At 65.0% G+C, this 14,172-nt stretch carries 14 protein-coding genes and 1 tRNA gene; all 15 read right to left on the bottom strand.

Translation table 11 applies throughout. The features are described 5' to 3' along the window. Positions 1-87, bottom strand: an 87-nt coding sequence (locus tag E0L93_RS05340; protein WP_207890343.1) for a GTP-binding protein, incomplete at its 3' end; no start/stop codon positions are given. Between the two features lie 22 nt (positions 88-109). Then, positions 110-2,257: an elongation factor G gene (gene fusA, locus E0L93_RS05335; RefSeq protein WP_132689526.1), complete on the bottom strand. Its 2,148-nt coding sequence runs from the start codon at positions 2,255-2,257 to the stop codon at positions 110-112. Positions 2,258-2,276: 19 nt separating this feature from the next. After that, complete coding sequence (rpsG, locus tag E0L93_RS05330; protein WP_132689523.1) at positions 2,277-2,747, bottom strand: 30S ribosomal protein S7; 471 nt, start codon at positions 2,745-2,747, stop codon at positions 2,277-2,279. A 14-nt stretch (positions 2,748-2,761) separates the two neighbouring features. Then, positions 2,762-3,130 (bottom strand): 30S ribosomal protein S12, encoded by a 369-nt coding sequence (gene rpsL / locus E0L93_RS05325; RefSeq protein ID WP_132689521.1) that lies wholly within the window; start codon positions 3,128-3,130, stop codon positions 2,762-2,764. A 108-nt stretch (positions 3,131-3,238) separates the two neighbouring features. Further along, positions 3,239-7,120 carry a DNA-directed RNA polymerase subunit beta' gene (locus E0L93_RS05320; protein WP_132689519.1) on the bottom strand — a complete coding sequence of 1,294 codons (3,882 nt, stop codon included), beginning with the start codon at positions 7,118-7,120 and terminating at the stop codon, positions 3,239-3,241. After that, entirely contained in the window at positions 7,121-10,492 is a 3,372-nt protein-coding gene (gene rpoB / locus E0L93_RS05315; RefSeq protein WP_279387447.1) for a DNA-directed RNA polymerase subunit beta, read from the bottom strand. A 158-nt stretch (positions 10,493-10,650) separates the two neighbouring features. Further along, positions 10,651-11,040: a 50S ribosomal protein L7/L12 gene (rplL, locus tag E0L93_RS05310; RefSeq protein WP_132689514.1), complete on the bottom strand. Its 390-nt coding sequence runs from the start codon at positions 11,038-11,040 to the stop codon at positions 10,651-10,653. Positions 11,041-11,064: 24 nt separating this feature from the next. Next, positions 11,065-11,586 carry a 50S ribosomal protein L10 gene (gene rplJ, locus E0L93_RS05305; RefSeq protein WP_132689511.1) on the bottom strand — a complete coding sequence of 174 codons (522 nt, stop codon included), beginning with the start codon at positions 11,584-11,586 and terminating at the stop codon, positions 11,065-11,067. Positions 11,587-11,768: 182 nt separating this feature from the next. Then, positions 11,769-12,461 carry a 50S ribosomal protein L1 gene (gene rplA / locus E0L93_RS05300; protein WP_132689509.1) on the bottom strand — a complete coding sequence of 231 codons (693 nt, stop codon included), beginning with the start codon at positions 12,459-12,461 and terminating at the stop codon, positions 11,769-11,771. A 6-nt stretch (positions 12,462-12,467) separates the two neighbouring features. Continuing rightward, positions 12,468-12,911: a 50S ribosomal protein L11 gene (gene rplK, locus E0L93_RS05295; protein ID WP_132689507.1), complete on the bottom strand. Its 444-nt coding sequence runs from the start codon at positions 12,909-12,911 to the stop codon at positions 12,468-12,470. A 31-nt stretch (positions 12,912-12,942) separates the two neighbouring features. After that, positions 12,943-13,479: a transcription termination/antitermination protein NusG gene (gene nusG, locus E0L93_RS05290; protein WP_243638121.1), complete on the bottom strand. Its 537-nt coding sequence runs from the start codon at positions 13,477-13,479 to the stop codon at positions 12,943-12,945. Between the two features lie 9 nt (positions 13,480-13,488). Continuing rightward, complete coding sequence (secE, locus tag E0L93_RS05285; protein ID WP_132689504.1) at positions 13,489-13,752, bottom strand: preprotein translocase subunit SecE; 264 nt, start codon at positions 13,750-13,752, stop codon at positions 13,489-13,491. Positions 13,753-13,785: 33 nt separating this feature from the next. Beyond that, positions 13,786-13,858, bottom strand: a tRNA-Trp gene (locus E0L93_RS05280). A gap of 13 nt (positions 13,859-13,871) precedes the next feature. Then, the gene (gene rpmG, locus E0L93_RS05275) at positions 13,872-14,021 is read right to left on the bottom strand and encodes a 50S ribosomal protein L33 (protein ID WP_132689501.1); all 150 of its coding nucleotides are present in this window, start codon (positions 14,019-14,021) and stop codon (positions 13,872-13,874) included. Positions 14,022-14,084: 63 nt separating this feature from the next. Further along, a partial coding sequence (locus tag E0L93_RS05270; protein ID WP_207890341.1) for an EF-Tu C-terminal domain-related protein occupies positions 14,085-14,172 on the bottom strand: 88 nt, incomplete at its 5' end.

Raw genomic sequence — 14,172 nt, 5'->3', positions numbered from 1 at the left:
CGTAAGCGTCGTCTTGCCGTGGTCCACATGCCCTATCGTCCCCACGTTTATGTGCGGCTTGGTCCTCTCAAACTTCCCCTTGGCCATCTTCCTGCTCTCCCTTCTCTCTCTAGCTCTCCGCTATCTCCTGCGCGATGTTCTTGGGCACCTCGGCGTAGTGGTCGAACTGCATGGTGAACGTCGCGCGCCCCTGCGTCCTGCTGCGCAGCGAGGTGGCGTAGCCGAACATCTCCGAAAGCGGGACCATCGCACGCACGACCTGGCTGTTGCCGCGGGAGTCCATGCCCTGAATCTGCCCCCGGCGGCTGGAGAGATCGCCCATCACGTCGCCCATGAACTCCTCGGGCACGACGACCTCGACAGCCATGATCGGCTCCAGCAGCACCGGGTTGGCCCGCTTGAGGGCCTCCTTGATCGCCATGCTCCCGGCGACCTGGAAGGCCATCTCCGAAGAGTCCACCTCGTGGTAGGAGCCGTCTACCAGCTCGACCTTCACGTCCACGACCGGATACCCGGCGACCACGCCGCTGTCCAACGCCTCCTGAATGCCCTTGTCCACACTCGGGATGTACTCCCGGGGAATGACGCCACCGACGATCTTGCTCTCGAACTCATAGCCGGCGCCGGGCTCGTTGGGCTCCACGTTGATGATGGCGTGACCGTACTGCCCGCGCCCGCCGGTCTGCCGCACGAAGCGCCCCTCCACACTCTCGACGCGCCGCCGGATCGTCTCGCGGTAGGCCACCTGCGGACGGCCGATGTTGGCGTCGACCCGGAACTCCCTCAGCAACCGGTCGACTATGATCTCCAGATGCAGCTCGCCCATGCCGCTGATGATCGTCTGACCGGTCTCCTCGTCGGTCCTGACCGTGAAGGTCGGGTCCTCGTCGGCGAGCCGCTGCAGAGCCTCCGAAAGCTTCTCCTGATCGGCCTTGGTCTTGGGCTCGATGGCCTGCGAGATGACCGGCTCGGGGAAGACCATCTGCTCCAGCACCGGCCGCTCCTCGTCGTCCACCGAGACCAGCGTGTCGCCCGTGCCGGTGTTCTGGAGCCCGATGAGAGCCACCAGCTCACCCGCATATACCTCATCGCGCTGCTCGCGCGTGTTGGAGTGCATCTGCAGGATGCGCCCCACGCGCTCCCGGATGCCCTTGGTGGTGTTCATCACATAGGAGCCGGCCCGCAACGTCCCGGAGTAGACCCGTACATAGGTGAGCTTGCCCACGTGCGGATCGCTCTGCACCTTGAAGGCCAGCATCGAGAGCGGCGCATCCTCGTCAGCCTCGCGCACGATCTGCTCGCCGTTCTTGTTGACACCCTGCACAGGCGGCCGGTCCAGCGGACTCGGCAGGTAGTCTATGACCCCGTCTAGAAGCGGCTGCACGCCCTTGTTCTTGAACGCCGAACCACAGAAGACCGGGGTCATCTGAATCTCCAGCGTCGCCTTGCGGATCGCAGCCCGCAAAGCATCCGGATCTATCTCCTCCCCCTCCAGATACGCGAGCATTATCTCCTCATCCCACTCGGCAACGGCCTCAATGAGCCCCTCCCGATGCTCCTCGGCCAACTCCCGCATCTCCTCGGGGATCTCAACCTCATCCCACTCGGCGCCCAGATCGTCCCTGTAGATGATCGCCTTCATCTCCACCAGATCCACGATCCCCACAAAATCCGCCTCAGCCCCAATGGGAAGCTGCACCGGAACGGCATTGGCCCCAAGGCGGTCACGCATCGTCTGTACCGCCTTGTAGAAGTCCGCCCCAATGCGATCCATCTTGTTCACGAACGCTATCCGCGGTACCCCGTACTTGTCCGCCTGCCGCCAGACCGTCTCCGACTGCGGCTCAACCCCCGCAACCGAATCGAAGAGCGCTATCGCCCCATCCAAAACCCGTAGCGAACGCTCCACCTCTACAGTGAAGTCCACGTGTCCGGGTGTGTCTATGATGTTTATCCGGTGCGGCTCCTGAATGCGGCTGTGCCGGACCTCTCCGTCCTTACCGTTCTTGGAAGCTTTAGCGGTACCGCCCCAGAAGACGGTCGTGGCGGCGCTGGTGATGGTGATGCCGCGCTCGCGCTCCTGGGCCATCCAGTCCATGACGGCGTTGCCGTCGTGGACCTCGCCCAGTTTGTGGGTGAGGCCTGTATAGAGCAGGATACGCTCGGTCGTCGTGGTCTTGCCGGCGTCTATGTGCGCCATGATCCCGATATTCCGGACCCGGCGCAGCGGTGTCTTTTTAGCTACGGATACTGCCATTCTCTACAACCCCGTCCTTCTACCACCGATAGTGTGCGAACGCTCGGTTGGCCTCGGCCATCCGGTGCATCTCCTCCTTGCGGCGGACGCTGGCTCCGACGTTATCCTTAGCGTCCAGGATCTCACCGGCCAGCCTGCGGCCCATGGTCTTCTCCCGGCGCTGGCGGGCGTAGATCACCATCCAGCGGATGGCGAGCGTGGTGGCCCGCCGCTGGTTCACCTCCACCGGAACCTGATAGGTGGCTCCGCCGACCCGGCGGCTGCGAACCTCCAGGCGCGGCCGGATGTTCTCCAGCGCCTGGTTCAGCACGGTCACCGGGTTGTCGCCGGTGCGCTCCTCGACCATCGAGAGCGCGTTGTAGACGATCTTCTCGGCGAGGCTCTTCTTGCCGTCCTTCATGACCCGGTTTATGAGCTGCTGAACCAGCACGCTCCCGTAGACCGGGTCGGGCGGGATCTCCCTCTTCGGCGGCGCTCCTCTACGCGGCATACAGCAAACCTCTCCTAGCTCTTCTTGGTCCCGTACTTGGAACGGCCCTGCTTGCGGTCGCTCACCCCGAGGGTGTCCAGAGCTCCCCGGACGACCTTGTAGCGGACCCCCGGCAGGTCCTTCACGCGCCCCCCGCGCACCAGAACCACCGAGTGCTCCTGCAGGTTGTGCCCCTCCCCCGGCACGTAGGCGGTGACCTCATGCCCGTTCGTCAGCCTGACGCGTGCGATCTTGCGCAGCGCCGAGTTCGGCTTCTTGGGTGTGACCGTAGAGACACGCGTGCACACCCCCCGCCGCTGGGGCGCGCCCATCAGCGCCGGGGTCGCCGTCTTCTTGCGCGGCTTCTTACGCTCTCTGCGCACGAGCTGATTCGTCGTTGGCATGACTACCGCCGTTCCTTTCCGTTTGCCAGGGGAGAATCCTCTACAACGCCACACGCCGCGGCCCGGCCCCTGCGGGGCCGCTGAAAGCCGCGACGTGTGATGGTACCGCTAAGAGGCGGCTATGTCAAGGTCGTCCGCTTCACCGGCCTCGTAGCCCTCGACGGTCACCGTGAGCCGCCGGTACTTCGGCAGGCCGGTGGCGGCCGGGATGAGCTTGCCGATGATCACGTTCTCCTTCAGCCCGGTCAGGTCGTCGACCTTGCCCTCCATAGCGGCGTCGGTGAGCACTCTTGTCGTCTCCTGGAAGGAGGCCGCCGAGAGGAAGCTCTCGGTGGCGAGTGAGGCTTTGGTGATGCCCATGAGGATCGTACGGAAGGTGGCCGGCCGGCCGCCCTCGGCCTCGACCCGCTCGTTCTCCGCCCGGGCGGTGAAGCGGTCCACCACCTGCTCCGGCAGGAATCCGGTGTCTCCCGGCTCTTCGACGATCACCTTGCGGAGCATCTGCCGCACGATAATCTCCACGTGCTTATCGTGGATGTCCACGCCCTGCGCCCGGTAGACCTTCTGTACTTCGTCGACCAGGTAACGCTCGGTGGCGGTGGTACCGCGGCCGTAGCGCAGGTCGTTCTGCAGGATGGCGTGCGGGTAGATGAAGCCGTCGGTGAGGGGCGTGTTGGCCCGGATCTCGGCTCCCTCCACGATCTCGCCCCGCAGCAGCTGGCGCTCGACCAGGTACTCCCGCGCCTCGGAGCCGTCCGGCGCGGTTATGACCACCTTGATCATCCGGTCGCTCTCGGCATCCTCCAGCGAGACGGTGCCGTCTATCTCGGCGATGGTGGCCTCCAGTTTGGGGTGCCGGGCCTCGAAGAGCTCGACCACCCGCGGCAGGCCGGCCGTGATGTCCTCGCCCGCGACGCCTCCGGTGTGGAAGGTGCGCATGGTGAGCTGTGTGCCCGGCTCGCCGATGGACTGGGCCGCTATGATGCCAACGGCCTCTCCCACCTCGACGGGCCGGTAGGTCGAGAGCGCCCGCCCGTAGCACCTCTGGCAGATACCGTGCGAGCTCTCGCACTTCGTCGGGGTCCGCACGGGCACCAGTGTCTCGCGCGGCAGCGACCTGCCCCACTCCTCGAAGAGGCGCGGCGTGATATCCGTTCCGGCCTCGGCGACGATCTCCCCGGTCTCCGGGTTGACGAGGTCGCGTGCCAGGTAGCGCGCCTTGACCGAGTCGTTCAGATCTCCCCGGCCGCCCTCCAGATAGAGGGGGAGCTCTACGTAGCCGTCGGTACCGCAGTCCTCCTCGCTTACGACCACGTCCTGAGCGACGTCCACCAGCCGCCGGGTCAGGTAGCCCGAGTCGGCGGTCCTGAGGGCCGTATCGGCCTGCCCCTTCCGGGCACCGTGCGTGGAGGTGAAGTACTCCAGTACCGAGAGGCCCTCCATGAAGTTGCTCTTCACGGGCTCGGGGATGATCTCGCCTTTGGTGTTGGTCATCAGGCCGCGCATGCCGGCGAGCTGCGTGATCTGGGAGTAGTTACCCCTCGCGCCGGAGTTGGCCATCATGTAGATCGGGTTCAGCTTCCAGAGGTTGGCCTTCATGGCCTCCTCCACCTCGTTCTTGGCCTGCGTCCAGAGCGCGATCATCCGCTCGAGGCGCTCCTCATCGGAGATGAAGCCCTGCTCCCACTGCTCCTCGACCTCATCGACCAGCCCCTCATACCGGGATATGATCTCCTCCTTCTGCTCCGGCACGACGATGTCGTTCTTGCCGATGGAGATCCCGGCCCGGGTCGCCGTGTGGAAACCGACCTCCTTGAGCGTGTCCAGCAGCTGGCTCACCAGCTCGGTCGGGTAGCGGTCCACGTACCCGGCGACGAGGTCCTTGATCTCACCCTTCGTAAGCACGTAGTTGACGTACTCGTATCCGGCGGGGTCGTAGGCGTCGCCGAGGTAGTCCGCGAGCCTCTGCTCGATGTGTTCGTTGAAGATCGCGCGCCCGAGCGTGGTCTCGATCTTCTCGCCGCCCCGGCGCAGGATTATCTTGTCGTGGATCTTGAGCGACCCCTCCTTGTAGGCGGCCTCCACCTCGTCGTAGCCGGAGAGCAGCGCCCGGGGCTTCTGCTCCTCGAAGTCGTCGTCCACGTAGGTTATGTAGTAGAGCCCGAGCACCATGTCCTGTGAGGGAACGGCAATCGGGAAGCCGTTCGCCGGCAGCAGGATGTTCTGCGTCGAGAGCATTAGGACGCGCGCCTCAGCCTGCGCCTCCGGCGAGAGCGGCACATGCACCGCCATCTGGTCGCCGTCGAAGTCCGCGTTGAACGCCGCGCAGACCAGGGGATGGACCTGGATCGCCTTCCCCTCCACCAGGACCGGCTCAAACGCCTGGATGCCGAGGCGGTGGAGGGTGGGGGCGCGGTTCAGGAGCACCGGGTGCTCCTTGATCACGTCCTCCAGCACGTCCCAAACCTCGGGCCTGAGGCGCTCGACCATCTGCTTGGCGCTCCGGATGTTGGGTGCCAGCGCCCGGTCGACCAGAACCTTCATCACGAACGGCTTGAAGAGCTCGATCGCCATCAGGCGGGGCAGCCCGCACTGGTGCATCTTGAGCTCGGGGCCGATCACGATCACCGAGCGGCCGGAGTAGTCCACACGCTTGCCGAGCAGATTCTGCCGGAAGCGCCCCTGCTTCCCCTTGAGCATGTCCGAGAGCGACTTCAGCGGCCGGTTGCCCGCGCCGGTCACCGCCCGGCCGCGGCGCCCGTTGTCGAACAGGGCGTCGACGGCCTCCTGCAGCATCCGCTTCTCGTTGTTGACGATCACATCCGGAGCCCCGAGATCCAGAAGCCGCTTCAGGCGGTTGTTCCGGTTGATAACCCGCCGGTACAGATCGTTCAGATCGCTGGTGGCGAAGCGGCCGCCGTCCAACTGCACCATCGGCCGGAGATCCGGCGGCAGCACCGGGATGACGTCCAGGATCATCCACTCCGGATCGTTGCCGCTGGTGCGGAAGGCGTCGACTACCTTCAGGCGCTTGATAGCCTTCTGGCGCCGCTGCCCCCGCGACTCCTCAATGATCCGCCGCAGCTCCTCGGCCTCGGCCTCCAGATCCACCTGCCGGATCAGATCCCGGATCGCCTCGGCGCCCATCCCGCCCCGGAAGTACACGCCGTAGCCGTACTCGTCCCCGAAGCGGTCCTTCATCTCGCGGAAGAGCTCCTCGTCGTCGATGATCTCCCGCGGCTCCAGCGTCTGAAAGGCCTCCCAGGCGCGCCGGATGAGCTCCACCTGCTCCTCGGCGGAGCGCTCGATGTCCCTGACGGTCTCCTCAGCCTCCTGGCGCACCCGGGCTATGGCGTCCTCGCGCTCCGCCTCGGGTACGTCGGCGTACTCCTCGGTGAGCTCATCCGGCGAGCTCTCGCCCCGGATCACGCTCTCCCGCTTGGTGCGCAGCGCCTGCGCCTGGATGATCTCCTCGTCCTTGTCGGCCTCGATCTGGCGGATCTCCTCCTCGACCCGCTCCCGCAGAACGTCTATGTCGTTCGCCCGCGCCTCCCGGTCCACCCAGGTGACGATGGAGCTGGCGAAGTACAAGACCCGGTCGAGATCCTTGGGGCTGATGTCCAGCAGATAGCCCATGCGGCTCGGCACACCCTTGACGAACCAAACGTGCGCCACGGGAGCGGCCAGCTCGATGTGGCCCATCCGGTCGCGCCGCACGCGGCTGCGCGTGACCTCAACCCCGCACCGCTCGCAGATGATGCCCTTGAAGCGGATGCGCTTGTACTTGCCGCAGTAGCACTCCCAGTCCTTGGACGGACCGAAGATCCGCTCGCAGAAGAGGCCGTCCTTCTCGGGCCGGAGCGTCCGGTAGTTGATGGTCTCCGGCTTGGTGACCTCACCCCGCGACCAGGAGCGGATCTCATCCGCCGAAGCAAGCCCGATGGAGATCTTCTCCAGCTTGTTTATGTCTATGTCGCGCTCTAGCGTCAACTACATCCCTTCCCTTGCACTAAAGGTGTCCGGCCTGTCGTCCAGCCGCCCCGTGGGCTCCTCCCGCGTGAGGTTTATGCCCAGCGCACGGGCCGCCTCGTCCCAGTCTCTGCGCTCGTGATCCTCGGCGGCAGCCTCGGCGTTGTAGACCGGCCGGACCGCGAGCCCCAGCGACTGCATCTCCTTCAGAAGCACCTTGAAGCTGGCCGGCACTCCCGGTTCGGGGATGTTCTCCCCCTTCACTATGGCCTCGTAGCTCTTGACCCGGCCGACCACGTCGTCGCTCTTCATGGTCAGAAGCTCCTGCAGCGTGTGCGCCGCCCCGTAGGCCTCGAGCGCCCACACCTCCATCTCCCCGAAGCGCTGGCCGCCGAACTGCGCCTTGCCCCCCAAAGGCTGCTGGGTGACGAGCGAGTACGGCCCCGTGCTGCGCGCGTGGATCTTGTCGTCCACCAGGTGCAGCAGCTTGAGGATGTACATGTAGCCGACCGTTATCTTGCTGTCGAACGGCTCGCCGGTGCGCCCGTCGTAGAGCGTCACCTTGCCGCCCCGGCCCATCTGGAGCCTGTTGCCGTCCATGCCGCGCACCTTCTCGATGGCCCCGGCGATGTCGTCCGGCGTCGCACCGGAGAAGACCGGCGCCGAAACATAGACCGGCTCCCCGCCGTTCTCCCCAAGCCCCTTGCTCGCAGCCCAGCCCAGATGCGTCTCCAGAATCTGCCCGATATTCATCCGGCTCGGCACGCCGAGCGGCGAGAGGATCACATCCACCGGGGTGCCGTCCGCCATGTAGGGCATGTCTTCCTCGGGCACGATCTTGGAGATGACGCCCTTGTTGCCGTGCCGCCCGGCGAGCTTGTCGCCCTCGGCGATCTTGCGCTTGGTGGCCACGTAGACGCGCACCATCTCGTTGACGCCCGGCTGCAGCTCGTCACCGGCCTCGCGCGAGAACCGCTTGACGTCGATGACCACACCACCCTCGCCGTGCGGCACCTTGAGCGAGGAGTCCTTGACCTCCCGCGCCTTCTCGCCGAAGATCGCGCGCAGCAGCTTCTCCTCCGGAGTGGGCTCGCTCTCGCCCTTGGGAGTAACCTTGCCGACCAGTACGTCCCCGGAAGAGACCTCCGCGCCGATGCGGATGATGCCATCCTCGTCCAGGTTCATGAGCACGTCGTCGGAGGCGTTGGGGATGTCGCGCGTGATCTCCTCCGGCCCCAGCTTGGTGTCGCGGGCCTGGATCTCGTAGTCCTCGATGTGGATCGAGGTCAGCACATCCTCCTTGACCAGCCGCTCACTGATTATTATGGCGTCCTCGAAGTTGTATCCCTCCCACGGCATGAAAGCCACGAGCAGGTTCTTGCCCAAAGCCAGCTCGCCCTCGTTGGTGGAGGAACCGTCGGCGAGCACCGTACCGGCCTCCACCCGCTCGCCCTCCCGGACGATCGGCCGCTGATTGACGCACGTCCCCTGGTTTGAGCGGGCGAACTTCCTCAGACGGTACTCCTCCAGCTCGCCGTCCTCTCGGCGCACCGTTATCTTGCTCGCGCTCACCCGCTCGACGGTCCCGGCACTGCGGGCCAGCACGACCTCGCCCGCGTCGGTAGCGGCCCGGAACTCCATACCGGTCCCCACATAAGGGGCCTCGCTCCTGAGGAGCGGCACGGCCTGCCGCTGCATGTTCGCACCCATAAGCGCCCGGTTGGCATCGTCGTGCTCCAAGAACGGGATCAGGGCCGTCGCCACCGAGACCGTCTGCAGCGGAGCCACGTCCATGTAGTCCACCTCCGCAGGCCCCACGGTCGTGACCTCCCCGCCCCGCCGCCGGGCGAGCACCTGCTCCTCGACGATCTCACCGGTCTCAAAGTCCACCGGCGTGTTCGCCTGAGCTATCGTGAACTCCTCCTCCTCGTCGGCGGAGAGGTACTCGATCTCGTCCGTAACCCTACCGTCCACGACCTTCCGGTACGGCGTCTCCACAAAACCATACTCGTTCACCGTCGCATAGGTCGCGAGCTGCCCGATGAGCCCGATGTTCGGCCCCTCCGGCGTCTCGATCGGACACATACGCCCATAGTGCGTCGGATGCACGTCGCGCACCTCGATCGGCGCCCGCTCCCGGGAGAGACCGCCCGCACCCATCGCGTTCAGGCGCCGCCGGTGCGAGAGCCCGCTCAGCGTGTTCGTCTGGTCCATGAACTGCGAGAGCTGCGAGGAGCCGAAGAACTCCTTGATCGCCGAAGCAACCGGCTTGGTGTTCACCACGCTCTGCGGAGTGATCGTGTCCACATCCTGCGTCGTCATGCGCTCGCGCACGACCCGCTCCATCCGGTACATGCCGACCCGGAACGCCTCCTGCACCAGCTCCCCGACGGTCCTGAGCCGCCGGTTGCCCAGATGCTCGTACTCGTCCAGCCGGTGCCGGATGCGCTCGTAGTTGATGCGCCCGAACTCCTGATCCTCGGCGAGCTCCTCCGCAATCTCGAGCAGCCGCCTCAAGAGCCCCTCTATGTCCTCTATGGTGAGCGTGTGAACGTCTCGCTCTACATCCAGCTTGAGCTTCTTGTTGACCTTGTAGCGCCCCACCTCGGAGAGGTCGTAACGCTTGGGATCGAAGAAGAGACTCGAAACCAGGTTCTCGGCGTTCTCCAGATTCACCGGCTCACCCGGCCGCTGCCGCCGGAAGATCTCCAGAAGCGCCTCCTCACGGGAGGTGGTGTCATCCCGCTCCAGCGTGTTCTTTATGAGCCACGAATCCCCGAACCGACCCAAAATCTCCTCGGGCCCACCCAGACCCAACGCCTTTAAGAGCACCGTCACCGGCAGCTTCCGCTTGCGGTCTATGCGGACCGAGACGATGCCCTTCGTCTCAACCTCGAACTCCAGCCAAGACCCCCGGCTCGGCATGAGGCTCGCCGTAAGCACCTGCTTGGCGTGATCCTTGGGCTCCATCACATACGCCCCGGGAGAACGTACCAGCTGGGTCACCACGACCCGCTCGGTGCCGTTGATTATGAACGTGCCCCACTCGGTCATGAGCGGGAAATCGCCCATGAACACGTCCTGCTCCCGCAGCTCGCCGGTCTCCTTGATGACGAACCGTACCTTCACGAAAAGCGGCGCAGAATACGTCTTGTCCTTGGAGAGACACTCCTCCACCGAAACCGGCGGCTCGTCGAAGTAGAACTCCCCGAACTCCACCGCATAGGAGTTCGTGTAGTCCTCGATCGGCGAGATCTCATCCAGCGTCCGGCGCAGCCCCTCAGTCATGAAGCGCTCGAAGGACCTGCGCTGTATGTCTATCAAATTGGGTAGCTCAAAATCACTCCGCAACCGCGAATACGAATGCCGCTGACGGCGAGAAACAGGGGTCAACAAAGTTGCCTCTCCTCCAGATGAGCTGTCGGGAAACGGCCAAACACGCAAGCGGATATTCTACCCCCCGCGAGGGGTAGCGTCAAGCAGGAGAAAGATGAATTTGGGCGCCGGTCTCATGCCGACGCCCGGAGTGTAACACAGTTGTCTTGGACGCGCTACTTCAGCTCGACGGTGGCGCCGGCCTCTTCCAGCTTGCTCTTGAGCTCCTCGGCCTCCTCCTTGCTGAGCCCCTCCTTGACCGGGTTCGGAGCCTCATCCACCAGCGCCTTGGCCTCCTTAAGCCCCAGACCGGTGGCGGCGCGGACCTCCTTGATAACCTGGATCTTCTTGGAGCCCGCGTCCTGCAGGATCACGTCGAACTCCGTCTGCTCCTCCTCGGCGGCCGCCGCGCCGTCCCCGGCCGCACCGACCCCCGCCGCCGGCGCGGCAGCGACCGCAGCCGCGGAGACCCCGAACCGCTCCTCCAGCTCCTTGACGAGCTCGGAGAGCTCCAGCACGCTCATGTTCTCGATGGCCTCGATTATCTCTTCCTTGCTTACCGCCATGACTCTCTACCTCCTCGGATATACCTAGCTCCCGGCACCCTTCTGCTGGGCCACCTGGTTCAGCACCACCGCCAGGTTGCGGATGGTGCCGTTCAGCACGTTGACCAGACCCGCGATGGGGGCCTGGAAACCGCCGACCACCTGGGCGAGCAGCTGCTCGCGGCCCGGCAGCCGGGAGAGCTGCTCCACCTCCGCGGCGCTCACCAGCCGCCCGCCATCCAGAAGGCCGCCCTTGATCTCGAACGTCTCCACGTCGCCCGCAATCTCGGTCATAAGCTTCGCGCTCGCGACCGGGTCCTGACTCAGCGCCACCGCCGTCGGCCCCACCATGAACTCCGAGAGAGCCTCCGCACCGGCCGCCTCGGCCGCCCGGCGGGCCAGCGTGTTCTTGACCACCAGAAACTCCACCCCGGCCTCGCGGCTCCTGGCCCGCAGCTCGTTGCTCCGGGCCACGTTGAGCCCCTGATAGTTGACGGCGATCACGGAGTTGCCCTGGAGCTTCTCTGTCAGCTCCTCTATAACCCGTGCCTTCTCTTCTCTCTTCATCCCTCCTGCTCTCCTCCAACAGACCGCAAGCCCCGAGGCCACAGGACCCCGGGGCTCACAACGACGATCCCCTGCGCTCTCTGCGACCTCGGCCGGGTGCCCGTACCGGCTATTAAACCTCCGTCCCGGCTTTCTTCGGTCTATCCGGTTCTCTCCGCCTCCCGCCGGGAGGCGGCCAGATATTACTCCCTTTCCACGGCGGGGTCAACCCGGACCGAGGGGCCCATGGTCGTGCTCAGGCTCACGCTCTTGATGTACCGGCCCTTGACCGCCGCCGGACGCGCCCGCACCAGCTCCTCGCGCAGGGCGAAGTAGTTCTCGACGAGCCGGTCCACATCGAAGGACTTCTTCCCGAGTACGGCGTGGATGATACCGTAGCGATCCACCCGGTACTCCACCTTGCCCCGCTTGATATCCTCCACGGCCTTGCCGATCTCCATCGTGACCGTCCCGCTCTTGGGATTCGGCATCAGACCGCGCGGACCCAGAATCGGACCGAGCTGCCCGACGACCCGCATCTGATCCGGCGTGGCCACGGCCACGTCGAACTCCATCCAGCCCTCGTTCCTGATGCGGTCGGCCAGATCCCCGGAGCCGATCACGTCCGCCCCGGCCTCCTCCGCCTCGCGGGCCTTCTCGCCCTCGGCGAACACGGCCACCCGCCGGGTCTTGCCCGTGCCGTGCGGCAGCATCAGGGTGCCGCGCACCATCTGGTCGGCCTTGCGCGGGTCCACGTTAAGCCGGATGTGGGCCTCGACCGTCTCGTCGAAACCCGCCCCGTCCAACTCCTTCAGGAGCTCCAGTGCCTCCCGGGGCGAGTAGAGCCGGGTCCTCTCCACCTTCTCACGCTGCTCAAGAAGCCTCTTGCCTGCCATCAGCCGCTACCCCTCCACCGTTATACCCATGCTCCGGGCCGTGCCCTCGACGATCTTCGCCGCCTGCTCTACGGAGTTCGCGTTCAGGTCCGGCATCTTGGTCCTCGCGATCTCCTCGACCTGCTCGCGGGTGACCGTGCCGACCTTCTGCCGGTTGGGCTCGCCGCTGCCCTTCTCGACCCCGGCCGCCTGCTTCAGCAGGAAGGCCGCCGGAGGGGTCTTGGTGACGAAGGTGAAGGAGCGGTCCTCGTAGACCGTGATCTCCACCGGGATAATCTGACCCATCTTGTCCCGGGTGGCATCGTTGAACTGCTTGACGAACTCTCCGATGTTGACCTGAGCCTGACCGAGCGCCGGCCCAACCGGCGGAGCCGGATTGGCCTGCCCGCCAGGAATCTGGAGCTTCAGCTTTCTGGCCACCCGGCGGCGGCCGCCCCTCTGACGTCCCATCGTCTGCAACACCTCGCTTCGTGCCCGTAGACTACAGCTTGGCTACCTGAGAGAACGAGAGCTCCACCGGAGTCTCCCGCCCGAAGATCGAGACCAACACCTTCAACCGCGACTGATCCACGTTGATCTCGGAGATCTCGCCCGTGAAGTCCGAAAGCGGCCCGGAGACGACGCGCACCGTCTCGCCCACCTGATAGTCCACGGTCGTCTTGACCTTCTTCTCGACCTCCACCTCGCCCGGGTGCAGCAGCCGCTCCACCTCGGCCCTCGACAGAGGGGTCGGCTTGTCCCCGGCACCCACGATCTGGGTGACGCCCGGCGTGTTGCGCACCACCCGCCAGGTGTCGTCGTTCATCTCCATGTTAACCAGTATGTAGCCCGGAAACTGCCGCCGGGTGGTCGGAACCTTCTTGCCGTCCTTGATCTCGACGACCTGCTCCGTGGGAACCCGGATCTCCCCGAAGCTCCGCTTCATCCCGAAGGACTCGATCCGGCGCTCGAGCGCGACCTTTACCTTGTTCTCATGGCCGGAGTAAGTGTTTACCACGTACCACTTCTTCAACTTCAAAACCTCTCCCTAGAGGAAGATCAGACGAGCAAGGTTCTGGAAGATGTAGTCCCAGATGGCGATGTAGATGCCAAGAGCGATGACGATCAGAAGCACGACCATCGTGCTCTGCTGCAGCTGCTCCCGGTCCGGCCAGGTGACCTTCTTGAGCTCGTTGCGCACATCCCGGGCGAACTGAACCGCCCCGCTCCCGAAGCGCCGCTTCTCTCTCTTCTGCTGTCCTTTCTTTGCACCCTTCTTGGACGAAGGGGGACTCTTCTTCCTGGTGGCCATCTCTTCCCTAAGCGATTGCTTGCCCGCCGCGAGCAGGGCAGGAGGGACTCGAACCCCCGACCTGCGGTTTTGGAGACCGCTGCTCTACCAACTGAGCTACTGCCCTCTGTACCCTGATTCTACCGCGTTTCCCGGTGAACTACATGCCGCCGGCACCACCTGCAGTATTTTTTCAACTCTATGCGGTCCGGCGTGTTGCGCCGGTTCTTCCGGGTGTGGTAGTTCCTGCGCTTGCACTCCTCGCAGGCTAGCGTAACTAATTGTCGCACAACACTCCCTCCAGGTACAGGGGCGGAACGACGCACCGTTCCGCCCCCGGCATCGCCCGACTGCTACTCTATGATCTGGGTGACCACACCGGCACCAACCGTCCGGCCACCCTCCCTTATGGCGAAGTTCAACCCCTCGTCCATAGCTATC

The sequence above is a fragment of the Rubrobacter taiwanensis genome, from assembly GCF_004337705.1.
Classification (GTDB): domain Bacteria; phylum Actinomycetota; class Rubrobacteria; order Rubrobacterales; family Rubrobacteraceae; genus Rubrobacter_C; species Rubrobacter_C taiwanensis.
This window is presented reverse-complemented; position numbering and strand designations above follow the sequence as displayed.